Below are 23,394 nucleotides of genomic sequence, written 5' to 3'. Positions count from 1 at the left end.
CATCCAGAAATGGAAGACGACAGATGCCGCCGCCAGTGATGGCACGCGATTGCGAGAAGGGCTGCTGGATAAAACCAATACGACCTCAAGCGTCTGGGCAGACACGGCGTATCGCTCCAAAGCCAACGAAGACTTCATGGAAAAGCAGAGCTTTGTCTCAAAGGTTCACAGGAAAAAGCCGCATCTCAAACCTATGCCCCGGCATATCCAGAAATCGAATGCTGGAAAGTCAGTGGTCCGATCTCGTGTCGAGCATGTCTTTGCCGATCAGAAATTGCAGACGGGACTGTTCATCCGAACCATCGGTATCACCCGGGCCACCATGAGGATCGGACTGGCCAATATTGTCTACAACATGCGCCGCTTTCTCTTCCTCGAAAGATTGAGCGCGAGCGCGTAGTCATCCAGAGGGGGCAGTCCCCTGTATGCTCAAATCGCAGAGCGAAAATCAGGCTAAGGAACCAGAAATTAACACGTCAAAAACAGGAAATCAGGCACAAAAGTAGTCAGTCAAAGGTTTTTCGAACCCTCCAGATTGCACTCCTTCTACTTAGCAAGACCACCGGCCTATTCGGCTTCGATTAGATGACCCTAATGCTCGGCTGGACAATCAGAACTATGTTAGCCAGCACCACAGCAACCCTCTTCAGGACGCCACAAGCCATCTATAAATGAAAGCAGACAAGCCCCCTCCGACCTTACGTTTAAACCGACATTAGATTTTGCGCTTTCTCCCGAAACACCACTCCATTGCTTTACCATTATCTATTTTTGGAATATTTAAATTAAATATACGGTATCCTTTGGTATAAATTTTATTTTATATATAATAATAATTTGAAAATTTTAAAACCATCTTTTATCCTAAAAACTGAATATACCATTTATTACTCTATATTTGCCAGCATAATTTTCAGACGATTTTGCCGCAGAAAGAAAATCTCAAAAAAAACTTACCCGGATGTGAAGACCCGCACTTTCATTTCGTCTTCCTTTTATAACTTTCTTTTTGAGAACACATCTCAGTTGCATTTAGGAAACCAGAGCCGATGGATGATATACGACGCCACGCGTCAGCCCCTCTTGTGAGCCTCTACCTTACTCTCCTCACATCCACCATCGCGCCTGGCCTGCTGTCACGGGCGGCCCATGCGGCAGAAAGTAACAGCGAAGCTACACACCATTTTTCAATTCCGGCACAACCACTTCGCACGGCATTGCAACACTACCTTGAACAATCTGGTGTGCAGGTAGCCTACCCCACCCTTGCCGCAGGGAACGCCCGCTCAACGGCAATATCTGGCACCATGACAGCGCAAGAGGCACTTACCCGACTGGCGGCGGCCTCAGGCCTTTCGCCACGTTTTACCGGCGCTCACAGCGCCACTCTTGGCAAAGAAAACTCAGCCATCATGTTAGGGCCTGTGCGTGTAGGGGGGAGAGCGTCTGTACTACAAGACGCACAATCTGCTTACGGACCCGGTGTAGGGTTTGTGGCAACGCGCAGTGCATCTGCTACCCGCACGGATACACCTTTAATCAGCACTCCCAAGTCTGTTTACGTTGTAACCCGACAGCAGATGGATGACCTCCAACCCCTGACCATTGGTGCTGCGCTTCGTTATACACCTGGGGTTGTCAGTTTGACTGCAAACGACAGTACACCCTCGGCCAGCCTGTTTCAGCCTGTGCATCAACGCGGGTTTGAGTCCTATACTTTTGTGGATGGCCTTCTGAATGGCACATCCGTAACCGATCCCTTTTTTCTTGACCGGATTGAAGCGCTGAGCGGCCCCTCCTCTGTCATGTATGGGCAGGCCAACCCCGGCGGCCTGATAAACATGACACTGAAGCGCCCAACAGAAAAAGCGCAAGGGCAGGCAAATATTGGCTTTGGCAATTATGGGCGCTACCAGGGGCAGATCGACCTGAGCGGCCCTTTAAACAAAAGCCGCACTGTGCTGTACAGGCTTATTGGCATGGGTGTTACGCAAGGCTCTCAAACTCAATATAACCACTATAAACGCCTTGCGACACAGGGTGATATTGAATGGAAAATAGACAAAAAAACCGATATTACGCTTATTGGGCAATTTGCCTATGACCCGCAAAGCTGGAGCCCATGGATTGGCATTCCCGCCTATGGAAGCCTGATTAAAAGCCCGACAGGCCGCATACCTGTTTCACGATTTTATGGTGACCCGGCTTTTAATGAAAACTGGAACCGGCAATATATGCTGGAAGCCCTTTTTCATCATGAATTTACAAAAAACCTCCAGTTTAACGTAACAGCCCGGTTTGATGCACAAAGTGATGGAAGTTGCAGCCTGATGTCTGGTGCGGTTGATGTTACAAAAAACATCATGAAGCGCTCAGCATTTTGTAATAGCGATGCACACGGGCGCTCTTCACAGTTAACGGCCAATGTGAGTTACAAAATGAAAACTGGCCCTGTTTCTCACTCCTTTCTGGTAGGCGTTGATTATCGTGGTCAATGGTCGCAGGGAAGCTGGGGCTTTGCTTCTGCCCCTGCGGTCAGTATTACTAACCCGCTTTATAACCAATATACGTTTTCAGATTATATTCAGGCTACGGGCGGCAAATCTACAACGGCAAAATATGCTTACTGGCAAGACGGTATTTATTTTCAAGACCAGATTAACTGGCGGCGTTTCTATGTAACCCTTGCAGGGCGGCAAGACTGGAATGGCTACGGAAAAATGTTTAACAGACCGTTTACATGGAATGTTGGCATCAATTATGTTTCCAAAATTGGGCTTGCTCCCTACTTCAATTATTCGAAGTCTTTCATGCCGCAAACCGGGAAGGTTTATAGCGCAGGAAACCTTGTTCAACCCGACCCGCTAAGCGGGCACCAATGGGAGGTTGGGCTGAAATATCAGATCCCGCATCTTCAGTCTTTTATGACCGTTGCTTATTATGATCTTTCTGAAAATAATGTGCTGGTCAGTGATCCTTATTTTCCACAATATAGTAGCGAAATAGGGCAAGTAAAATCCCGGGGGGTTGAAGTTTCAGCACATGCCAACCTGGCACAGGGCCTTGACCTTATCCTGAATTATACATGGAATAAAGTTTACAATTCGCGTACAACTTTAACAGGTAACACCATTTCTGGTGAAAGTGTTTCTCTTTTGGGTAAACGCCTTGTGCAGCAACCAACCAATGCGGCATCAGGCTTCCTTGATTACCACCTGCCTAAAAGCCTTGCCCCTGGTCTTTCGGTCAATTTTGGTGTCCGGTATCAAGATAAAAGCTGGGCAGACCAGGCCAACTCTTTCCGAAACCCATCTTTTATACTGTTTGACACGGGTATGAGCTGGAACGCAGGAGAAGTATTTAAAGCCGTAAACGGGTTAAATTTTCGCCTGAACATGACAAATTTTGCAAATAATACATATGTTCAGTGCGGTTCAACCCGTTTCTGCCACTACGGTAACCAGCGCGTTGTTTACGGCACGATTGGTTACCACTGGTAAACGTACCCTACACTCTGTTCAGGCGGCCTTTTCCGTTATTATAAAGGCCGTAACACCAGAATATGACCGGGCAGATAAAGCATTTTCAGCCCTGCGGTAGCCGCAATGGTTTTGAGTGCATCATCTATCCGGTCCAGGCGAAAAGACCCACTTATTCGGATATCTTTTGCTTTTCCTCCCCAAACATAGACCGCACCATGCAGATAGCGTGCCATAGCCCGCACAGCCTCGGGTACTGTTGCGTTATCCAGCATCAACTCACCCCGCGCCCAGACTGCAATATCGTCCGGGCTTATGTTTTTCTCAAATACAGCATCTCCATGCCCGCCATAGGTAAAACGCTCCCCTTCGTGCAGACGCGCTGCAACACGGGAGGACTCGGAGCCATGCACATCAACACACCCCTGAAGAACCGAGACGCTCACTTTCTCCAACTGGTCGCGCACCTCAAAAACAGTGCCTATGTCCTCCACCTTGCCGTACCTGTCTGCAACCCGAAAAGGCCGAGCGGGGTCATGCCGAACTTTAAAAAGAGCATTCCCGCGCAGTAAACCAATATCCCGGCGAGTGGCTGTGTAATGCACCGTAATAGCGGTATTGCTATCAAGAACAACCTCGGAACCATCAGCTAACATGACCGTGCGAACAGATGTGCCGGTCCACTGGTCGGCCTGTAACCATAGTTTGAGGGTGGGTGTGTACAACAAAAAGACTGCCGATGCAGCAAGTACGGTCAGAGTATAAAGACGTGTTTTAAATTTATGCTTGCGCTGCATACGGTGCGCGGAGGCCTGCAAAGTGTGGTCTTGTAGGGGTGTAACGGCAAGCGTGCGCCAGAGTGTGCGCTCACTTTCAAAAATTCTGTTATGTTCGGGGGAGAGATGCCGCCATTTTTGAAATTCAGACAGTTCATCCGCTGTCATCTTGCCTGATGCCATGCGAACAATCCAGAACCGTGCAGTTTTTGCTATCTCATTGTGCGCGCTGATCAAGATTTGTCCGTACTCAGTTGTTTTTTATTGTCATATTATCAAGGCGATATCAGCAGGATATTGACACATCATGACCCTGACAAAAGAATATCATTTATCTCTGGCGCAAGACAACCTTTCCAGGGCCTGATGAATATAACGATTGACAATAGAGACAGATTTACCATGGCGGCTGGCAATTTCAGTTTGCGTCAATCCCTGAAAACGGTTTAGGTAGAAAAAGGTTTTCATGGGTTCTGGCATGGTCTCTATAATATTTTCAACATTTTCGAGCTGTTTTTTAGCAGCCGTATGCTGCTCTGCCGAAGGTTTGTCATCTTCCAGCCAAAGCAGGTCATGAATGCTATCCTGCACATCATCCTGCCGCCCGATACGACGGGCGTGGTCAATGGCAAGATTAGAGGCCAAACGGTAGAGATAAGCTTTGGGGTTAGTAATCAGGCCTGGCTGCTCAATACGCAGAATTTTCTCAAATAGAGACTGTACAGCGTCTTCTGCTGCTTCTTTATTACGAATGATACGGTACATCAGGCGCAAAAGCACAGGCCGTTCATCGACAATAATATCCGTTAAAAAGGCGATTGTGTCCTGCATTTTATGCCGGTATCCAATGAGAGCTAAGGCTTCCTAGCATTTTTAGGAATCATTCGCAAACTCTTCTTGCGCAGGACATGAACCTGCTGTCAGCAGGTAAATTTTAATTCTGTCAAACCCTATTTTACGCCGGATGAGACCCAAGTCATGTGGAATACAATCTCGTACTACTGCCATCAGACATATCATTTATCTCCTCCACCCAATAAGCCGCCCCACCACCACATAGAGTGCTGGCGTGGTAAACATGGTCTGGGCCTGACTGACGAGCAGGCCACCGATCAGCGCTATACCCAATGGCTGACGCAGTTCCTCGCCGTAGCCGCCCATCAGTATTAGTGGCAGCGCGCCAAGAGCGGCGGCAAAGGTGGTCATGACGATGGGCCGCAGCCGCAGCAGGCACGCCTCCCGAATAGCCTCGCGCGCCGTCATGCCGCGTGCGCGCTCGGCATGGATGGCGAAATCCACCAGCAGGATGGCGTTCTTCAGCGAAATGCCCGTCAGCAGCATGGCGATCACCGCCATACCCGAGAACGGCAGGCCGAACAGGTCGATGCATTGGCCCCGCCCGCCAGAGAATGGGCGATCTGATTCCTGAACGCCGTCGCACTCGTCGACGCCGTAGTGCTGGCTGTCGGCGATGTCACCACCCAGATGGTGTTTGACGCCGAGCTACCCGAGGCGGAGCTGCCGGATGGGCTGATCCAGAACTGTTTCAAGATCTCCGAATCGCGCTGGAAGTGAATTGCCCTGGGATTTGTGGAGGCAGAACGACCCGAGAGGTAAGAAGAATTCATGAGCAACAAATCGAAGCGTTTTCCGCCTGAATTTCGTGACCGTGCAGCCTGCATGGTTCTGGAGGAAGAGAAGAACCATCCATCACGCTGGTCCGCAGTGATGATAATAGCGCCAAAGCTGGATATTCATCCTGACACGCTGTCAAAATGGACCCGTCTGCATGAGCGGGCCAATGCACCTGCGGTAAGTGATCTTCCTGATCGGGAGAAGATCAGGCAACTGGAGCGAGAGAACCGCGAACTGCGGCCGGCCAATGAAATCCTGCGCAAAGCGTCAGCATATTTTGCGGAAGGAGAGCTCGACCGCATCTTCAGGCCATGACACGCTTCATTGAGGAGCATCGGCAGATATATGCTGTCGGGTCAATCTGCAGGGTTCTGTCGATTGCACCATCTGCCTCTTATCCTTATCAGGCGAGACAGAAAAATCCCTGTTTGCGCAACCAGAAAAACAAAGAGATGTGTCATGAAATCCGCAGGGTCTGGAACGATAATTTTTGCGTCTATGGAGCGCGCAAGGTCTGGTATCAGCTCAAACGTGAAGGTCTGGATGTCGCCCGCTGCACGGTAGAGCGGCTGATGCGCTGGATGGGGCTAAAGGCGTCATTCGTGGCAAGGAGGTCAGAACCACACGGCCCGATCCGGCACGGCCCTGTCCACAGGATCTGGTGCAGCGCCAGTTTCATGCACCAGCCCCCAACAGGCTCTGGGTTTCGGATTTTACTTACGTTTCCACCTGGCAGGGCTTTGTTTATGTGGCCTTCATCATTGATGTGTTTGCCCGGGTTATTGTGGGCTGGCGTGTCTCTTCAACGGCCCATGCCGACTTCGTGCTGGATGCCCTTGAGTAGGCTCTGTGCCAGAGGCAACCTGAGGGAAAAGTGACCCACCATTCCGACCGCGGCTGTCACTTATGTGTCCATTCGCTACACACAAAGACTGGCTGAAGCGGGTCTTGTTGCTTCTGTCGGCAGTGTTGAGGGTTCCTATGATAATGCTCTCGCGGAGACCATTAACGGACTTTACAAAACCGAACGGATCTATCGGCAGGGGCCATGGAAAAACAGGGACGCTGTTGAGCTGGCAACGCTTAAATGGGTCGACTGGTTCAACAATTGGCGGCTCCTGTCCTCCATTGGAAACATCCCGCCAGCAGAAGCTGAAGCACGTTTTTATGGGAAACAGAAATCACATGCATTAGCCGATGAAATCAGATAAAAAACGTCTCCACAAATCCCGGGGCAATTCAAAACAATCGCAGTCGTAGGCCTTATCGGCGATGAGCGCGCCCGCAGTCTGACCTTCGAGCAATGCAGATGCCTGGGTGGCATCATGAAGCTGACCGCTGGTGATAATGAACCGTAACAGTCGCCCCTGGGAGTCGGCCAGCGTGTGGATCTTGGTGGCCAATCCACCTCGGGAACGCCCCAGCGCCTGATTTTGCGCCCCGCCTTTTCCTTTCGTCGCGTGCGGGTGGGCGCGGACGATGGCACTGTCGATCATCATATACGCTTTGTCGCGATCGGCGGCCAGCGCGGTAAATACCCGCTCCCACACGCCGGCATGACACAAGCGACTGAAACGCCGATGGAGCGTCTTCCAGTTTCCATAGCGTTCAGGCAGATCGAACCAATACGCGCTTGATCTCAAGACCCATAAGCATCCTTTTAAAAACAGACGATTATATAATCCCGTCCGCCCAGGATCACTCACTTTCCCGGGCACAGAACCCTGATCTGCTCGCATTGAGCTGCGCTCAGTTCGTATTGCTTGATCCCCATCGTCCGCTCCACACATCAGCACGGAGATCTGTCAATCAGCAATCAGGCCATTTGGAAATCATGAATATGGATTGGCCCTAGAACCCTCCAAGGGCAACATATTGCTGGAAGCCGTATTAAAAGCAGATCAATCTATCTGAATAAGAAGCAAACTTTTTTAGCAGGAACATCTCTACATGTTCCTGCTAAACTGAGCAGCACGTAACACCGTCACGAAATTACGAAAGAATTTGCTAAACACGTAAACTTACCGAGAGTAAAAGATACTCCATCATCCTTCATCAACACTCTTCCGCGCTCTTCCTCCTGCCCATGTCGCGAAAATAACGCCACCAACAATCAGCGCCAGTCCAATTGCCAGCAAAGCGGTAATGTGTTCATGAAGGAATACCACTGAAGCAAGAACGCCAATAACCGGGACGCCCAATGTCACATTGGACATGGTAAACGTTGAAACACGACGTCCATATTCCGCTGAAATTACGAAACAGAGTGAGGTTGCAACCGGTCCAATAAACAGCAGCAGTCCCCACAGTTCGGGCGTCCAGCTTTTAACATGGGGCAAACCCACAATAGCCAAGGACATCGCGGTCAGGCTGACAGTTGCAAACAGCATCTGCCAAGGGGCCAGATCAATAGGACGGGAAACCCACTGATGCCGCTTTACATGCAGGATCACCAACGCCCAACCTACCGCCGCCAGAAGCAACATAGCGGCCCCCAACACTGCGCCAGGACGATTCCAATCCATCTCTAGCGGCGAACAGATCAAACCAATGCCACAAAGCCCGACACATAGTGCAATTAACTGTGTTGAAGTTGGTCTGTCCCCAAAAAGCAACCAACCAGCCAGCAAGCCCCATAAAGGCGTTGTGTAAGCAAGAAGTGCCGCGTGACTCGCATCTGTATACTGCATTGCTGTTACACCAAGCGCTGTGAAGGCCATCATTTGCAGGCCGCCTATACTTGCCAGAATGGCCCAGTCACCGCGCTTGGGTAGTTTGAGTTCACGTCGCCACCCCAGAAACAGAAACAGGCAGAATCCTGCCGTCGCAAAACGGAGTGTTGCCATCCACAGCGGATCCATTAGCCCAACAGCGATTTTCATAGCAGGCCAACTTAATCCCCAGAGCACAACCATAACACCCAACCAGAAGTTAGTTTCATTTGTTGCCGAAATTCTTACTGGCTGTACCATTGAGGACGACATTCAAGAAAGTCCGTTCTTTTGAAATTTCGCGGGCTGCAAAGCAAAAAGAACCTTGCAGCATCATGTGCCGAAATATTAAAAAAGGCTTGTTGGAAAATCTGACTTATCTTTTGCGTTTTTGTGAATAATCTGGTAATAATAACCTTGATGCTCTAATTTAGGGGAACATCTTGCCTGAAACATCTTTTACGCTGGACACCACCAGCATACGCATTCTGAATGTGCTTCAGGAAAATTGTGAAATCAGCAATAACGATCTTGCTATGGCAGCAGGAATTTCAGCCTCTCCCTGCTGGCGCCGTGTCAATGAGATGAAAAATCAGGGCGTAATTCAGCGATCGGTCGCCATTGTGAATCCACTGGCACTTGGCTTGGCAGTGAATGTCTTCGTCCACGTGTCTTTAACACATCAGGACAAACACTCTCTTGAGATTTTCAACAAGGCCGTAAAAACCAGACCCGAAGTCATGGAATGTTATCTTATGTCCGGAGAGTCTGATTATATGCTGCGTATTGTTGTTGAAGACCTGGTGAAATTTCAGGAATTGATTCTGGATTTCCTAACAAAAATTCCTGTTGTCTCCAATATACGCTCAAGCTTCGCCCTGAGCCAGATCAAATACACAACCGCTCTTCCAACAGGACATCTGGGCAAATAAATGATAGCAGGTCATGTTCGTCAAATAATAAAATACAGTGAATCTCCATTATTTCTGAAAAAATGGATTTATTTGCGTTAATTAATTTCTATTCTGTTACGTTTTACGAGATAAGATTCTCAGACGGGTCCATTTTAGAATTTTCATAAGGCCCCTTGAGAGAAGACGCAGAATGATCGTCTTTTTCACGCAGCACACCGAGAATCCTCGTCATACTTCCAACGCAACCTCTGGCAACCATACCAAGAGCTAGAAACAGCACTCCGACCATAGTAATGGGTTCAAGGTAGCGATAGTGCATATCGCCAAACAAACTGGCTTCTCCCATCATTTCCATAACAGAAATTGACGACAAAAGCGGTGTTTCCTTGATCAGAGCAATGAAATAGTTGCCCAGAACGGGAAGTACAGAACGGATGGCCTGAGGGAGAATAACATATCGCCATGTTTGGAAAGGCGAAAAATTGCAGGCTTTACTCACTTCCCACTGCAATACGGGAATTGCTTCAATTCCGCTTTTATAAACATTTGACAGATATGTTGCGTAATGAACACCAAAACCCAAAATTCCACAACCAAACGCTGGAAGCGTGATATTTGCGTACGGCAGAAGATAGTAAAGAAAAAAAAGCTGAACAAGAAGCGGTGTGCCACGAATGAAATGTGTGACACCAGAGATCAGAAAAAAAATTGGCCCTCGGGTTATTTTTTCAAGGACGGCGATTGCCAGCCCTAGACACACCGCCACAGCGAATGAGCAGAGAGTTGCTATGATAGTAACTTGCAACCCTTTCAGCAGATAAGGGAAGACCATGACGACAAAATGGTTATCCCACGTCATATTATTATACCTTCACCTTTTGAGGGTTAGCCAATCGCGTTACAGAACGAATAAAGAAAAGAATGCCAAGATAGAGAATAAAATAAACAATCAGCGTCACTGCAAATGGAAGAAAAGTCTGCCCCGTCCGGATACGGAACTGCTGTGCCTGAAAAGTAATATCTGACAACGATATTAACGAGACAATAGAGCTGGCTTTCATCAACTCGACCATATTATTGCCGAACACAGGCAACATACGGGGAAAAGCCTGCGGCAGAATAATATATCTGAATGTCTGATACCGGGTAAAATTTAACGCACAACAGGCTTCATACTGATCTCGGCCAGTCGCCTGCACTGCGCTTCTAACAACTTCTGCCCCGTACGCACCAACATTGAGACCCAGCCCCAGGATGCCAGCAAGCAAAGGCGATAGTAACAACCCGAATGCCGGAAGAGCATAATAAAGCCAGAAAACCTGAACAAACACCGACGTACCGCGGAAAAGTTCAATATAGCAAACGCTGAAAACTCTAATGAAACGCCACCGCGAAACACGACCCAAACCAAAAACGAACGCGCACACAAAAGCGAGAATGCTACCGGAAATTGTCAGAATGACCGTAATTTCCAGCCCACGTAGAACAGAGCGGAGCAGATCAGATAAAACGAGTTCTGTCATAAGGACTCTTTCCCCCTACAAAACTCCTCTCGCGTATGACCACGCGCGAGAGAGGGATCAAAGCCGTGCGCCCGCAAGATCCGGTCATACGTCCCGTCGGCCTTCAGTTTTGCCAGCACATGATCATAAGCATCCCTGAGGTCAACAGCATTCGGGCTGAACGCTGTTCCGGCACACATAACCGGCGCGTCTTCTACCGTCACAAGAGAAAATTTTTGTCCACGCCAGAGATCAACCAGATGCTGTGCAGAAGATGCAGGTAAGGAATAAACCTGTATGCGGCCTGCCAGAAGCATGATCATTCCACTAGGACCATCTGGAACGGGAACAAGGCGGCTCGCTGGAACCCCCGCAGCCAACGCCTCTCGTTCCTCCGTACCTCCTGCGGGCACGCCCACTTGCAGCGAGGAGTCTGTCGCCAAATCACGGTAGGTTTTTAGTGCAAGAGGCATATCCTTTTTCATGAGAAATGCTTCTCGGTCACATAAGTCCGGTTCTGAGAAAGCAACGGCTTGACACCGGCCGGGTTGGATAAACAAACCTGAGCTGATTGCATCACTTCGTCCGGCCAGAAGCCCTGGAATCAGGCCGCCAAAAGTTGACAACACACCCTGCAGTTCTGAAACCCCCATTCGTTGAAACACAGCATGAGTCAGGTCTGGGCCAGCACCACCCACCTGCCCGTCTGCATCAATTACTGTCCAGGGAGGTTCATTGGACAGACCAATTCGTACATACCCACGTTTTTGCAATTTTTCCAGCCGCGTTGGGCGGCTCTCACCGTTTGCTCGGCAATCTGCTGAATGGATAAAGTACAAAAATGAAAGAGAAATCCCTAAAATAAAACTATATTTTTTTATTTTCTTTGAAAAAGAAATCATATTCCGTATCACACATCTATGACAGGGAGCCCCAGAAAGGCCCGTGTGCGATTATCCTTTGGATTGGTGAACACCACATCCGGTGCGCCATCTTCGACAATCTGACCGTGATCAAAAAACAGGATACGATCGGCAAACTGCCGGGCAAACTCCATTTCATGAGTTACAAGCAACATGGTGGTGCCAGTTTTCCGACAAATCATGTTAAGCAGATCTAGGACGTCAGAAACGCGCTGCGGATCAAGGGCTGAAGTCGGTTCATCAAAGAGCAAAATATCAGGTTGAAGAGCTAGCGCCCGTGCAATAGCAACCCGTTGCTTCTGGCCGCCAGAAAGCTGGTCAGGAAGAAGGTAGGCCTTTTCCCCTAATCCAACCATTTGCAAAAGCTCGTGTGCTCGGTTCTCTGCCTCAGTCTTTCCTGCCTGGCCATTGAGGATCTGAGGAAGTGCGATATTATTCAGAACATTCAAATGCGGAAAAAGACCGAAATGTTGAAATACCATTCCAATTCGTGATCTAACAGCACGAATCTGGCCTTCGGGAAGCAGGCATGGCGCGTCAGGTGCTCCCTCATACATCGGAACACCTTCAATCCGCACCTGGCCTGCATCAATTGTTTCCAGCGTCATGAGAAGACGCAGGATTGTCGTTTTTCCGGACCCTGAAGGGCCAAGCAAAGCAACTTTCTGGCCTATGGGAATTTCCAGGTTCAAACCATCAAGAACCGATATACCGTTGAACGCCTTTGAAACGTCTGAAATTTGTACCATCGGACGTGACGCGGCTATCTGCTCCATGATGATCATAAATCTTCTATTACAACGCCAAAAGATGCCACACAGTCACCCATTTTTATAAGGCCTGGAAAGTGCCGAGCAATCAGAATACCATCACAGGGCGCAAGAATGCGTGTCGGTGCGACACCAGTTCTATCAATTGTATGAATGCGCGCTATTGTCAGACCTTTTTTTACCGGAGCTTCAAGATCAACACACATTTCAAGAAGACCGTCCTGCTCTGCAAAAACAAAACTCTCATCTCCCGGCATGTCCAACCACTGCGTAGGTGACGTCACAACGTCACCCGCAAGGATACCCACGTGCCGCAGGACATTCCTCACGCCTTGCCGGGCAATTTCCGCTGTTCTTGCTGAAACCGTGCCACCACCGCCAAGTTCGGTTGTGACAAATACCTTTCCCATCTCTTCAATGGCTGTATCGAACATTCCGCGTGAATCGATTTCGACCATTTTTAATGAATAGGGAGCTCCAAAAGCCTTGACAGCAGAGAAACATTTCTCTTCCTGAACAGGATCAGGTAAAACATGTGCCGCCGCAAATGGAATAAAATCCAGTGTTTTACCACCAGAATGGAAGTCCAGAACAATATCACACATGGGCAATAGAACGCGCTGAAAATAATCCGCAATTTTCTCTGTCACCGTGCCATCCGGGCGGCCGGGAAAAATGCGGTTCATGTTCCCACGATCAATAGGCGAGGTACGTGTGGCTGCACGAAAGGCAGGATAATTCATTGCCGGGACAATGATGACACAACCAGAAACATCTAAAGGATCAGTTTCTTGCGCAAGCCCAAATAGCGCAACAGGCCCTTCATATTCATCGCCATGATTACCACCGGTCAAAAGAGCGGTTGGCCCCTCCCCGTTACGCACAACTGTTAGGGGAATCATGATTGATCCCCAGGCGGAATCATCACGGCTGTAAGGCAGGCGGAGGAAGCCATGATGAATACCGTCTTTATCAAACGGAACGGTAGCGACAATAGGGGAATCAAGCTGTGTATCCGTCATGATGCGGCGCTCAGTCCTTCACAAACAGTTTGCGGGGCACATTTGCCAAACACTCGTACCCTGTCTCGGTAATAAGAATACTTTCGGTTGTTTCAAAACCCATTGTATCCAGCCATAAACCAGTCATGAAATGAAACGTCATTCCGGGTTTCAATTCAGTCTTGTCTCCGGGCCGCAAACTCATCGTGCGTTCGCCCCAGTCTGGCGGATAGGACAGACCAATAGGATATCCTGTCCGATTATCTTTTTTGATTCCGTATTTTTTCAGAACATCGAAAAAGGCATTGGCAATATCTTCACACAAATTGCCAGGCTTTGCCGCCAGAAGCCCCTCTTCCATACCCTCAAGAGTCGCTTTTTCCGCATCAAGAAAAGCCTGTGTTGGCTTACCAAGAAAGACTGTTCTGGAAAGCGGGCAGTGATACCGATGGTAGCATCCGGCAACTTCAAAAAAAGTGCCCTCACCCTTGAGCATAGGACGGTCATCCCATGTAAGATGAGGAGCCGACGCATCTGTGCCAGATGGCAGCAAAGGAACAATTGCAGGGTAGTCTCCACCAAACTCCGCTGTGCCACGAAGCCCTGCATCATAAATCTCTGCAACCAGGTCACATTTTCTCATTCCTGGTTCTATTTTTTCATAGATTCTGGAATGAATATTCTCGACGATCTTACCTGCCCGCCGCATATAAACAATTTCCTGCGGACTTTTTACCGCGCGCTGCCAGTTGACAAGACTAGTTATATCCAAAAACCGGGCATTTGGCAGACCCTTCATTAACGCGGCATAAGCGGCAGCAGAAAACCAATAATTATCCATCTCCACGCCAATAGTAGCAGCCTGCCACCCCCGTTCCGAGATCTTGGCTGCCAGATAAGTCATTGGATGGCGTTCTGGTGACTGAACATAGATATCAGGATAACCAAGGATATTCTCTTCACTGATCCACGCTGTTCTGCGCGCACCATTGGCATCCTGTTCCCGACCGAACCAGATTGGCTCTCCCGACAAGGGAACAATGACGCATTGATAAACGTAGAATGACCATCCATCGTATCCCGTCAGCCATGCCATGTTTGATGGATCACTTACGATCAGAAGATCGACATTGCGTCGGCTCATTTCCTGACGTGTCTTCTCAAGACGCGCAGCATATTCTTCGCGGGAAAATCTCAACCTTGCATGATCCATATCACACATTCTTTCTGAAAAAGTGAAGACAGGCTATTTTATAAAACAGTTTCCGAATATCGTTTGTCAGAATCTGGCACGTACTGTCCCGAAATACTGTCTGGGCGCACCAATCATGAAGCTCTGATAATCTCCCATAAAGGGGTTTCCATTCTCTCCCATCGTACTGATGTAAGAGGAATTGAAAAGGTTGTAGACGTTGAATTCAAACGTCATGTTTTTCAGGAAGCCTTTTGTTCCCAACTGATACTTTGCCCCAAGATTGGCAAGCCAGTAGCCCGGAACGGATGTATCATTCATATAGCTCAGATACCGTTTGCCAATATAATTGACATCAAAATGGGCCGACATTCGTTTATAGGTATAATCCACACCCGCTTTGTACATGAAATCCGGGTAGTTCACGACCTTCTTTCCCGCCTGATGATACACCACACCCGCCGATGTTATATCCGATCCGTAACGAGAATCGTTATAGGAAATACTGTTATATATGGAAAGGTTCTTTATTGGCCTGATTGTAAAAGCAGCATCAACACCGTTCATCGTAACGGATCCAACATTCACAACGGTAGAAACCGGATCGACAATGGATGCGGATGCCATGGATTGAAGACGATTGAAAAAATTAACCCGATAGAGATTAAGCGACGCCGAAATCAGGTTGGAATTATAACGATAGCCCAATTCATAAGCCCAATCTGATTCGGGTTTGATGGTTTTCTGCAATTCATGGAACGTTGCCTGATTGGTTACACCCCAGGCCTGGCCCATCTGATAACCACCCTGAGCATAAGCGCGCTTGTTCTGGGAGATATCAAAATAGAGTTCGTGCCCCGGCAGGAAACGCCAGTTGGCGCTGATGTGCGGAAGAAAAGCGGCGGCTGTGGTCAAGGAACCAGAAGGAAGCTCAGACTGCCCTGTATAAGCCACATCATTCGCTGTTGCACCACCATGAGTTGTAACCAGCATGGAGCGGAAGCCAGCGTGTACGCTTAGATTTTTGAGAATACGGTAGGTGTCCTGAAGGTGATATTCAAACGTGTTTGTGTTGTACGTTGTGCCCCACAATTGCCCAATCGGATTTCTGAAACTGCTCATGGAGAGCGGATTCAATGGCTTTCCTTCACCAAGGAGCGGCATCTGATACGCAAAATAATCCATCATATAACGGTTATTTTCATACCATACGCCACTGTTAATCGTGTTGTGAGCGATCTGATATGTTACGCCCGTCGTAAAGCCATACCGGGCAATGGATCCTTGATGTTCCTGATAACGCAGGGGGGCACCATTTGGTGAGGACGCAAATGGACTGGCGTAGCCGCCCCATCCAAGGTTTGAGTGACCATACGCAACACTATCCCATGTCAGGTTGTCGGCAAGTGTAATATGCGCTTTTAGCCCACCCAGATAATCCCGAGCGATTGCACTTGAATCATAGAACATGGCATCCAGCGGATCATTGCTTTTATCCTGCCCGTTTGTGAAAATACCCTGCGCAGCAAGATAAGCCCCTTTATAATTTGGATAAAAATTATCCAGACGTGGCCCCAATGTGTGCAGATAATTAAGAGAAAGGTCCTGATAGCTGAGATATTGCTGGTCGTCCCAGTCAAAAAATGCCGAGATTTCACTGTTCTCACCAACCGGCTGAACCAATTTGGCATTCACTTTCTGATCAAACAGCGGGCCGGAACCTTTCCATTTTTCGCTATTGCTACGCGCATAGGAAACGAAGAACCGTGTACCGGACGCGTTGAGATCGCCGGAATTGAGACGCACGAATGTTCTAAAAGCACTATTGCTTCCAAACGTCTGGCTAATATCAATCTGCCGCTTCCGTGTCGGGTCCATGGAAACAAAGCTAATCGCACCGCCGAGATTATTGGTGCTGGGGGTATCAACCGCCCCTGCCCCCTGCGAGACATCCATCCGACTGATATTATCAGGTGAGATCGCCTGATTGATGCCCAGACCATTGTAGTTTCTGTAAGTCAGCTCGCCAAGTGGAATACCATCAAGGGTAAAGCCAATCTGGTCCTGAAAGAAACCGCGAACGTAGAGCTGTGTCGCCCAGCTATCCTGCCCCATAGGGTCGGCTGCTGTTAAGAGCACACCCGGCTGTTGCGCAATCACCTTGAGAGGATTGGTGCCAGGAACAAATTTTTCTATGTCACGCGCCGTCATGATTTCATTGGAGCCATGGGAGGCGCGGCGCGTGACAACATTTACAGACTCTTCTCCAGAAGAGATTGCTGCGCGCGCTCGGCCCTTTGCTCTCGTAATCTTTTTGACGCCGGCCTGTTTGGGCAACGCCACATGGCCCTTCGCTTTCTGATGCGACTCAGCTGCGAGACTTTCAGAGCCCCCGACCGACACAAATAGCGTCGAGCATAAAAGCAAAGGGCACAAAGTGCTTTGTTTCATCCGTACGTTCCTCATCAAAGGCCAAGGGCCACTGGTCCATGCGTCTCGTCAGGAAACAGTCGGCAACGAAAACCCAGATTACGTATTGGGCGTATCTCACAGCGATGGCATGGCTGGAGAAAGCATTCCGAGAAGATCTGGGGATCGCGCCTTTTCCAGTTTCATATCGAAACCAGAATAACAAAGCGCGGGAGACTCTTTGCATCATATCGATGCAAATATGAGAGGATAATATGCGCTATAAGCGTACTTCTCACATATTTTCGTAGTGAAGCATGCGCCTCTGTTTTAGTCTCCTTGGCAACGTTGCGTCCACGCGTTGAAAGATACTGGCTGCAGTCCTTAGCCCCATCCTCTTTCAGAACAGTATCCCGACCAGCGTTTTGAGTGACCTCCCTGTTTTTTAACGTAAGGATTTTTTGCATTCCTAAAAAAAACGATAATTGAGAAAAATCGTTTTATTATCATTACAATCTCATTCATATAGGAATGCGGTATCGCAGAGAATATCCCTCAGAGGCATAACGTTACTAAAAAATAACAAAAAGAAGAGCCATTCCGATGTCTCTTTTGGCGATGAAATTCTGCATTAATTTTCATATATGCGTAGAAATCCATATCGTCAACGTATCAAAATGCGGGAAAACAGTTCAGCATCATGATACAGTGCTATGGAAACGATTCGTCAGGCACGTGAGCAGGAAACAGATGAAACTTCCAAAAAAGGGGGCTTTGCCCGTTATCGCAAGGCTTTACAGAACAAAACCCGATTTCCTGTTTTCTTTACAAACAGATTACAAGAGATCATCTGTAAAACAAATCGGCGTGACGACGTATTTTTCTGAACAACTTTCATCATGACACTGCCTGTACTAAGTGACGTCATAGCCGCCGCAGGACGACTACGGGAACGAATTGTTCGGACACCGTTGATCTCGTCGGCATCATTATCTACGACTCAAGCCTCATCTATTTTTTTGAAACTGGAAACTCGTCAAACCACCGGAAGTTTCAAATTACGCGGTGTCAGCAACACGCTTCTTCTCTCTGGCCAGACGGCAAAAGGATTTGTTGCTGCCTCAACCGGCAACCATGCCCGCGCACTGGCATATGCGGCACAGCAGATGGGAAAACCGTGCATTGTCTGCATGTCGAAACTTGTTCCTGAAAATAAAATCAGCGCTGTAAGGGCGCTTGGTGCAGACATAAAAATCGTTGGGTCCTCGCAGGATGATGCGCAGGAGGAAGTTGATCGGCTTGTTCTTTCTGAAGGATTGCTTCCGGTTCCGCCATTTGATGATAAGCGCGTGATTGCCGGACAGGGTACAATCGCACTGGAAGTTCTGGAAGATAGACCCGAGGTTGATACCCTTCTTGTTCCTCTTTCTGGAGGTGGACTTGCCGCGGGTGTGGCCATGGCGGCCAAATCAGTCAAACCTTCCATTCGGGTTATTGGGGTCAGCATGGAAAAGGGCGCTGCCATGGCGGCCAGTCTTCAGGCTGGCAAGCCTGTTGTGGTAACGGAAGAGCCGACACTGGCAGATTCTCTTGGCGGTGGCATCGGTATTCCCAACCACTACACGTTTAATCTGTGCCAGACATATCTTGATGACATTATCCTTCTGACGGAAGAAGAGATTAGTGCTGGCATTAGTCATGCCTACTGGCAGGAACAGGAAATTGTTGAAGGAGCCGGAGCTGTTGGAATTGCAGCTTTACTGGCAGGGAAAGTGCACCCATCTGGCACGGTAGCTGTTGTTGTTTCTGGGAGAAACATCGACATGGGTGTGCATCAGAAGCTCGTCTCAGAATACCAGAAGATATGAGCATGCAAATTCTGACCGAACTTCAACTGCGTTCACTGATAAAGCTGGATGTAACGCTGATTGATACCATAGCCGATGGGTTCCAAGCGTTGACCGAGGGCAATGTTGTGATGCCCGATATCCTGCGGCTTGATATTCCCGATCGTGGGGAAGTGGATGTCAAAACAGCCTATGTTAAAGGGGTTCAAAGCTTTGCTGTCAAAATAAGCTCTGGTTTTTTTGGAAATAGCGCTTTGGGGCTACCGAGCCTAAGCGGCATGATGGTTCTTCTGGATGCAGAAACAGGTCTGACAAAAGCTCTTTTGCTCGATAACGGCTATCTGACGGATATACGGACTGCAGCAGCCGGTGGTGTCGCAGCGCGCGCGCTATCACGCCCGAATTCCCATATTGCTGCTATGTATGGTGCAGGCTTACAGGCACGCCTGCAACTGGAAGCCCTGACGCTGGTACGCCCCATCACCGAGGCACGGATTTGGGCGCGCCGCCCGGAGCAGGCGCAAGCAACTGCTGAATGGTGTGAAAAAGAATATGGTCTGCCCGTTCAGGCTTATGCCAACCCAGCAGAAGCTGCCAAAGGGGCCGATATACTCGTCACGACAACACCATCAGCTAGCCCCATTCTGCTACAGGATTGGCTGGAGCCTGGTCAGCACGTTACCGCCATGGGATCAGATGCCGAATTCAAGAATGAATTAGACCCGGCCATTATTTCTCACGCATCCCTTTATGTGGCTGATAGTCTCCCTCAAACCACTCGTCTTGGGGAGCTTCATCATGCATTGGAAAGCGGCCTAACCATTGATCCTTCCCGCTCCACAGAACTGGGAGCCGTTTTGAACGGAAACCACTCTGGCCGACGCGCATCGGATGAGATTACTGTAGCCGATCTGACTGGAACAGGTGTTCAGGACACTGTTATTGCTACAATGGCTTATGACCTATGGGAAAAGACAACTTTATGAAATGAGGGGCAGATAATCCACAAAATGGTCTTTTTAAAAAAGAAATAGAAAAATCCTCTATGTTATGGCAAGGAAACCCCTCCATCAGGATCTGACATAACTTTCAAACACTCTTCGCATGCACAAGCAAGAATACAGCATGATGCCGAGTGTTCTGTCAGCTCCTGATAACGGTACTAATCCTCATCAGGAACTTCTACAGGGACCGAAAAACCTGCCTTGACCCTGTCCATGACCACCAGAGTCTTGAAACCTCGGATATCTGGGTTTTCATAGAAGAAGTTTCTGGTGAAGACTTCATAATCCTCCATGCTACGGGCAGTAACATACAGAACGAAATCTGTTTCACCTGTCACATAAAAGCTATTGACAATTTCAGGCGTAATACGCAGTGCTCTTTTGAAACGATCAATAATATCAGACCGTTCACGTTCAAGAGTGACCAGAACAATCATCTGAATCGGGCGCCCTACTGCCCGCGCGGAAATGATCGAGACATCCCCTTCAATCACACCAATATCACGAAGCCGTTTCAAACGCCTTTGGCAGGCTGTGGCAGACAAGCCAACCTGATCTCCGATAACCTGAGATGTCAGACGGTTATTTTTCTGAACGATCTCAAGAATACTCGCATCAATGCGGTCATAAAGCTTCATAAGCCGGAAATCCTCATCGAATACATCATTACGAACGATATCATATCATAATCGGAAGATTACGCAGTAAATATGTTTATGGATAGCCCTATACTCTGATGATCGAGACGTTCTCCACTTTTTGTTACAAGAAGGAAACATAATGATGAAATGGTTCCGGACTGCGTGGCAGCCAGAAAATGGATGAAATCAGAACGTCCGCCGCTTCAATGAAATCTCTTCTGTTCAGGTATACGCTATGAAAAACGTGGGTGTTGGCACAGAATCCGTTTGGGCCGGAGAAAGTGACGTTTTTTCCGAAGGTGCCATATGCGTGCCGGTCTATAATTCCGTTGCATTCGGCTATGACGATATGGAGGAATGGTTTTCCGTCGCCACGGGGGCAAAACCCGGCCATATCTATTCAAGAAACACAAACCCGACGGTACGTGTTCTTGAAGAGAAAATAAAAATCATGGACGGTGGAGAAGAAGCAACCAGCTTTTCCACGGGCATGGCGGCCATAAGCAATACGTTGCTGGCTCTTTTGGGCCCGGGCGACCGTGTTGTGACAATCAAGGATACATATGGCGGCACAAACAAGATTTTTATCGAGTTTCTGCCAAACATAAATGTTGATGTCTGCCTGTGTGATACCGAAGATTATGATCTTATTGAACGTGAGATCGCAAAAGGCTGTAAGGTCGTTTATCTGGAATCACCAACCAACCCGACGCTGAAAGTTCTGGATATTGAGCGCCTTGCCAAATGCGCCCATGCCCAGGGTGCGATTGTAATTGTGGATAATACATTCGCCACCCCGATCAACCAGACTCCCCTTGCTCTAGGAGCCGATATTGTGGTTTACAGCGCCACAAAATATCTGAACGGCCATTCTGATGTAATGGGCGGGTTGGCCGTCGGCCGGAAAGATCTGATCGATACGATTTTTCATTATCGTGAGATTACGGGTGCAACGCTGCATCCACAGTCGGCCTATATGATTTTACGAGGAATGAAGACTCTGGAACTGAGGATGCAACGCCATAATGAAAATGGCATGAAAGTTGCAGAATTTCTTTCTCACCATCCCAAAATTGACAAGGTCTTTTATCCGGGCCTAGCGACACATCCGGGACATGACGTTGCCAAAAAGCAGATGAAGGCTTTTGGTGGAATGCTCAGCTTTTCTGTCAAAGGCGACTTTGACAAGGTTGTCGTTTTGCTGGAAAGCCTGCGCTACGCCCACAAGGCAGCCAGCCTTGGCTCTGTCGGCACATTGGTTGGCCCCCCAAAAACTACCAGCCATGTGGAACTCAGCGCGGAAGAACGTCAGGCTGCCGGCATTCCTGAAAGCCTGATCCGATACTCGGCTGGTGTGGAAGACATCTGTGATCTGATTGAAGACCTGTCGAGCGCGTTAGACAAACTCTGATATAAAATCACTAAACAGTCGAAAATTGTATTCACTGTGATTACCCAGTCCTCAACATAGGAGTGGGTAATGGTGAACAGACAGATCTGACTGTGCTCTCTCTGCTGATTTTCATTAAGGAGTAGGCTCTTCCGCAAAGTGTATGGTTTTTTGCATTGTAAGAGTGAAAGCACACGCAGCTTTAGGAGTTCGAAGCCCACTCTGCCAAACATCGTGCGCTTGATGATTTTCAATCGACTGATCTGGAGTGTTCTCAAAACCCATGGTTTTTCATTCATATCTATGATTCCATACCTCTTATAGTGATATAGGAGGATGAATCATAAAGCCTCCGGGCTTCTTTGATATTGAAGAGCACCTTGTCCGGTTGAGCAGGCTGGGGGTTCAGCTTGAAGCATTTTCCCGGACTGTGGATTTTGAGGCATCCCGCCCTGATCTGGACAAGGTTCTGGCGTATGCGGACGGCAGCAAACGCGGCCGTCCGCCCTTTGATATGGTTCTGATGTTCAAGATCCTGGTGATCCAGACGCTGAACAACCTGCCCGACGAACGGACGGCATACCTCATAAACGACCTACTCTCCTTTATGCGTTTCCTTGGTCTGGGCTATTGCACCGCGTGCCTGATGCCCAAACGGTTTGGCTGTTTCGCGAACGACTGACACAGACTGGTGTAAGTGACGTACTGTTTAATCGCTTTGATGCCTCCCTACGTAACGCCAGTTATTACTGATGTCAGGTCAGATCTTGGACGCAACGCTGGTGGCTGCTCCAAAATAGCGCAATATAAACGCGGAGAAGGCGGGTCTCTGAGCGGACCGTATCATCAGGCTTGCAAGGACAACCCCGCAAAGCGGTCCCTCAAGGACCGCCATGCGCGCTAGAGGCTGAAATTTATCAAGGCGAAACGGCAGGATGATGGAACGATTCCGTCAAAGAAAAACTAAGAACTGGCTCCTCCCTCACGGCTACGCAACTTATCTCCATTATAATCAGTACTCACTGACAACATCTCGAACCGGAAAAATTCATCATTAATTTAATCCTTGAAACTCAGGGCTAAGCACCTACGCATCACCTCCTGTTACTCTGGCCGAGTGAGCCTTCGTGCAGTCTGGTATCACCTTGGACCATAGTATCAGCACTCTTCCGTTTGTGGATCAGGCTGAATTTTCGGTCG

The 23,394-nt window shown here is 48.6% G+C and carries 20 protein-coding genes, 2 pseudogenes and 1 other annotated feature; of the genes and pseudogenes, 9 read left to right on the top strand and 13 right to left on the bottom strand.

Going from position 1 to position 23,394, the window contains the following annotated elements; genetic code table 11:
* Both AD944_RS08015 and AD944_RS08010 read left to right on the top strand, forming a co-directional pair.
* On the top strand, positions 1–400 hold a 400-nt coding region (locus AD944_RS08015), incomplete at its 5' end, for a transposase (RefSeq protein WP_156477254.1).
* A 649-nt stretch (positions 401–1,049) separates the two neighbouring features.
* Positions 1,050–3,500: a TonB-dependent siderophore receptor gene (locus tag AD944_RS08010; RefSeq protein WP_045543582.1), complete on the top strand. Its 2,451-nt coding sequence runs from the start codon at positions 1,050–1,052 to the stop codon at positions 3,498–3,500.
* 38 nt (positions 3,501–3,538) lie between these two features.
* Here AD944_RS08010 and AD944_RS08005 read toward each other — a convergent pair whose 3' ends face one another.
* From AD944_RS08005 to AD944_RS17410, 3 genes are all read right to left on the bottom strand, one after another.
* Entirely contained in the window at positions 3,539–4,492 is a 954-nt protein-coding gene (locus AD944_RS08005) for a FecR family protein (protein ID WP_045543583.1), read from the bottom strand.
* Positions 4,493–4,582: 90 nt separating this feature from the next.
* Positions 4,583–5,086: an RNA polymerase sigma factor gene (locus AD944_RS08000; RefSeq protein WP_045543584.1), complete on the bottom strand. Its 504-nt coding sequence runs from the start codon at positions 5,084–5,086 to the stop codon at positions 4,583–4,585.
* A gap of 189 nt (positions 5,087–5,275) precedes the next feature.
* Positions 5,276–5,611, bottom strand: coding sequence for an efflux RND transporter permease subunit (locus AD944_RS17410; RefSeq protein WP_061138871.1), 336 nt, complete (start codon positions 5,609–5,611; stop codon positions 5,276–5,278).
* 270 nt (positions 5,612–5,881) lie between these two features.
* Between AD944_RS17410 and AD944_RS07985 the strand changes: the two are divergent.
* Positions 5,882–7,101: pseudogene (locus AD944_RS07985) on the top strand (IS3 family transposase).
* Positions 6,160–6,276: a sequence feature (AL1L pseudoknot), on the top strand. (Overlaps the previous pseudogene by 117 nt.)
* Here the strand turns inward: AD944_RS07985 and AD944_RS07980 are convergent.
* Together AD944_RS07980 and AD944_RS07975 are read right to left on the bottom strand one after the other, a co-directional pair.
* Positions 7,081–7,629 (bottom strand): IS5 family transposase, encoded by a 549-nt coding sequence (locus tag AD944_RS07980; RefSeq protein ID WP_166443833.1) that lies wholly within the window; start codon positions 7,627–7,629, stop codon positions 7,081–7,083. The pseudogene AD944_RS07985 and the gene AD944_RS07980 overlap by 21 nt on opposite strands.
* A 306-nt stretch (positions 7,630–7,935) precedes the next feature.
* Positions 7,936–8,862: a DMT family transporter gene (locus AD944_RS07975; RefSeq protein ID WP_346190210.1), complete on the bottom strand. Its 927-nt coding sequence runs from the start codon at positions 8,860–8,862 to the stop codon at positions 7,936–7,938.
* Between the two features lie 182 nt (positions 8,863–9,044).
* On the opposite strand from AD944_RS07975, the gene AD944_RS07970 reads away from it, so the two are divergent.
* A complete protein-coding gene (locus AD944_RS07970; RefSeq protein ID WP_035380549.1) occupies positions 9,045–9,533 on the top strand; it encodes an Lrp/AsnC family transcriptional regulator in 489 nt (162 codons plus the stop codon).
* A gap of 103 nt (positions 9,534–9,636) precedes the next feature.
* On the opposite strand, the gene ehuD is transcribed toward AD944_RS07970, so the two are convergent.
* The 7 genes from ehuD to AD944_RS07935 all read right to left on the bottom strand — a co-directional run bounded on the left by ehuD (position 9,637) and on the right by AD944_RS07935 (position 17,246).
* Positions 9,637–10,374: an ectoine/hydroxyectoine ABC transporter permease subunit EhuD gene (gene ehuD, locus AD944_RS07965; protein WP_045543589.1), complete on the bottom strand. Its 738-nt coding sequence runs from the start codon at positions 10,372–10,374 to the stop codon at positions 9,637–9,639.
* Between the two features lie 4 nt (positions 10,375–10,378).
* Positions 10,379–11,038 carry an ectoine/hydroxyectoine ABC transporter permease subunit EhuC gene (gene ehuC, locus AD944_RS07960; RefSeq protein WP_035380554.1) on the bottom strand — a complete coding sequence of 220 codons (660 nt, stop codon included), beginning with the start codon at positions 11,036–11,038 and terminating at the stop codon, positions 10,379–10,381.
* A complete protein-coding gene (ehuB, locus tag AD944_RS07955; RefSeq protein ID WP_052427293.1) occupies positions 11,035–11,919 on the bottom strand; it encodes an ectoine/hydroxyectoine ABC transporter substrate-binding protein EhuB in 885 nt (294 codons plus the stop codon). Before ehuB ends, ehuC begins: the two co-directional genes overlap by 4 nt.
* A gap of 8 nt (positions 11,920–11,927) precedes the next feature.
* Complete coding sequence (locus tag AD944_RS07950) at positions 11,928–12,725, bottom strand: amino acid ABC transporter ATP-binding protein (RefSeq protein ID WP_082741347.1); 798 nt, start codon at positions 12,723–12,725, stop codon at positions 11,928–11,930.
* Positions 12,722–13,732: a N(2)-acetyl-L-2,4-diaminobutanoate deacetylase DoeB gene (doeB, locus tag AD944_RS07945; RefSeq protein WP_045543590.1), complete on the bottom strand. Its 1,011-nt coding sequence runs from the start codon at positions 13,730–13,732 to the stop codon at positions 12,722–12,724. The genes AD944_RS07950 and doeB overlap by 4 nt, the downstream gene beginning before the upstream one ends.
* A gap of 10 nt (positions 13,733–13,742) precedes the next feature.
* Positions 13,743–14,924 carry an ectoine hydrolase DoeA gene (doeA, locus tag AD944_RS07940; RefSeq protein WP_039903830.1) on the bottom strand — a complete coding sequence of 394 codons (1,182 nt, stop codon included), beginning with the start codon at positions 14,922–14,924 and terminating at the stop codon, positions 13,743–13,745.
* 66 nt (positions 14,925–14,990) lie between these two features.
* A complete protein-coding gene (locus AD944_RS07935) occupies positions 14,991–17,246 on the bottom strand; it encodes a TonB-dependent receptor domain-containing protein (protein ID WP_045543591.1) in 2,256 nt (751 codons plus the stop codon).
* Between the two features lie 779 nt (positions 17,247–18,025).
* On the opposite strand from AD944_RS07935, the gene AD944_RS16755 reads away from it, so the two are divergent.
* From AD944_RS16755 to AD944_RS07920, 3 genes are read left to right on the top strand one after another with little or no spacing between them, the layout of a single operon-like run.
* Complete coding sequence (locus tag AD944_RS16755) at positions 18,026–18,199, top strand: hypothetical protein (RefSeq protein ID WP_156477253.1); 174 nt, start codon at positions 18,026–18,028, stop codon at positions 18,197–18,199.
* A gap of 12 nt (positions 18,200–18,211) precedes the next feature.
* Positions 18,212–19,180 (top strand): hydroxyectoine utilization dehydratase EutB, encoded by a 969-nt coding sequence (gene eutB, locus AD944_RS07925; RefSeq protein WP_045543592.1) that lies wholly within the window; start codon positions 18,212–18,214, stop codon positions 19,178–19,180.
* Positions 19,177–20,145, top strand: coding sequence for a cyclodeaminase (locus tag AD944_RS07920; protein WP_045543593.1), 969 nt, complete (start codon positions 19,177–19,179; stop codon positions 20,143–20,145). Before eutB ends, AD944_RS07920 begins: the two co-directional genes overlap by 4 nt.
* Before the next feature lie 176 nt (positions 20,146–20,321).
* Here AD944_RS07920 and AD944_RS07915 read toward each other — a convergent pair whose 3' ends face one another.
* Positions 20,322–20,801, bottom strand: coding sequence for an Lrp/AsnC family transcriptional regulator (locus tag AD944_RS07915; RefSeq protein WP_006558068.1), 480 nt, complete (start codon positions 20,799–20,801; stop codon positions 20,322–20,324).
* A 238-nt stretch (positions 20,802–21,039) separates the two neighbouring features.
* Here AD944_RS07915 and AD944_RS07910 point away from each other — a divergent pair, with 238 nt between their 5' ends.
* Both AD944_RS07910 and AD944_RS07905 read left to right on the top strand, forming a co-directional pair.
* A complete protein-coding gene (locus AD944_RS07910; RefSeq protein WP_045543594.1) occupies positions 21,040–22,215 on the top strand; it encodes a cystathionine gamma-synthase family protein in 1,176 nt (391 codons plus the stop codon).
* 322 nt (positions 22,216–22,537) lie between these two features.
* Positions 22,538–23,095 (top strand): annotated as a pseudogene (locus tag AD944_RS07905) (transposase); the annotation flags it as partial.
* Positions 23,096–23,394 lie beyond the last annotated feature (299 nt).

The organism is Acetobacter tropicalis (genome assembly GCF_001580915.1).
Classification (GTDB): domain Bacteria; phylum Pseudomonadota; class Alphaproteobacteria; order Acetobacterales; family Acetobacteraceae; genus Acetobacter; species Acetobacter tropicalis.
The sequence above is the reverse complement of the archived record's forward strand: the minus strand, read 5'-3'. Positions and strand labels throughout refer to the sequence as shown.

What these genes read in the sequence shown, in the direction of transcription:
- AD944_RS08010 (WP_045543582.1), top strand. Translation starts at nt 1,050, where the DNA reads ATGGATGATATACGACGCCACGCGTCAGCCCCTCTTGTGAGCCTCTAC.
- AD944_RS08000 (WP_045543584.1), bottom strand. Translation starts at nt 5,086, where the DNA reads ATGCAGGACACAATCGCCTTTTTAACGGATATTATTGTCGATGAACGG.
- AD944_RS17410 (WP_061138871.1), bottom strand. Translation starts at nt 5,611, where the DNA reads ATGGCGGTGATCGCCATGCTGCTGACGGGCATTTCGCTGAAGAACGCC.
- AD944_RS07980 (WP_166443833.1), bottom strand. Translation starts at nt 7,629, where the DNA reads ATGCGAGCAGATCAGGGTTCTGTGCCCGGGAAAGTGAGTGATCCTGGG.
- AD944_RS07975 (WP_346190210.1), bottom strand. Translation starts at nt 8,862, where the DNA reads ATGGTACAGCCAGTAAGAATTTCGGCAACAAATGAAACTAACTTCTGG.
- ehuD (WP_045543589.1), bottom strand. Translation starts at nt 10,374, where the DNA reads ATGACGTGGGATAACCATTTTGTCGTCATGGTCTTCCCTTATCTGCTG.
- ehuC (WP_035380554.1), bottom strand. Translation starts at nt 11,038, where the DNA reads ATGACAGAACTCGTTTTATCTGATCTGCTCCGCTCTGTTCTACGTGGG.
- ehuB (WP_052427293.1), bottom strand. Translation starts at nt 11,919, where the DNA reads ATGATTTCTTTTTCAAAGAAAATAAAAAAATATAGTTTTATTTTAGGG.
- AD944_RS07950 (WP_082741347.1), bottom strand. Translation starts at nt 12,725, where the DNA reads ATGATCATCATGGAGCAGATAGCCGCGTCACGTCCGATGGTACAAATT.
- doeB (WP_045543590.1), bottom strand. Translation starts at nt 13,732, where the DNA reads ATGACGGATACACAGCTTGATTCCCCTATTGTCGCTACCGTTCCGTTT.
- doeA (WP_039903830.1), bottom strand. Translation starts at nt 14,924, where the DNA reads ATGGATCATGCAAGGTTGAGATTTTCCCGCGAAGAATATGCTGCGCGT.
- AD944_RS16755 (WP_156477253.1), top strand. Translation starts at nt 18,026, where the DNA reads ATGGAAACGATTCGTCAGGCACGTGAGCAGGAAACAGATGAAACTTCC.
- eutB (WP_045543592.1), top strand. Translation starts at nt 18,212, where the DNA reads ATGACACTGCCTGTACTAAGTGACGTCATAGCCGCCGCAGGACGACTA.
- AD944_RS07920 (WP_045543593.1), top strand. Translation starts at nt 19,177, where the DNA reads ATGAGCATGCAAATTCTGACCGAACTTCAACTGCGTTCACTGATAAAG.
- AD944_RS07915 (WP_006558068.1), bottom strand. Translation starts at nt 20,801, where the DNA reads ATGAAGCTTTATGACCGCATTGATGCGAGTATTCTTGAGATCGTTCAG.
- AD944_RS07910 (WP_045543594.1), top strand. Translation starts at nt 21,040, where the DNA reads ATGAAAAACGTGGGTGTTGGCACAGAATCCGTTTGGGCCGGAGAAAGT.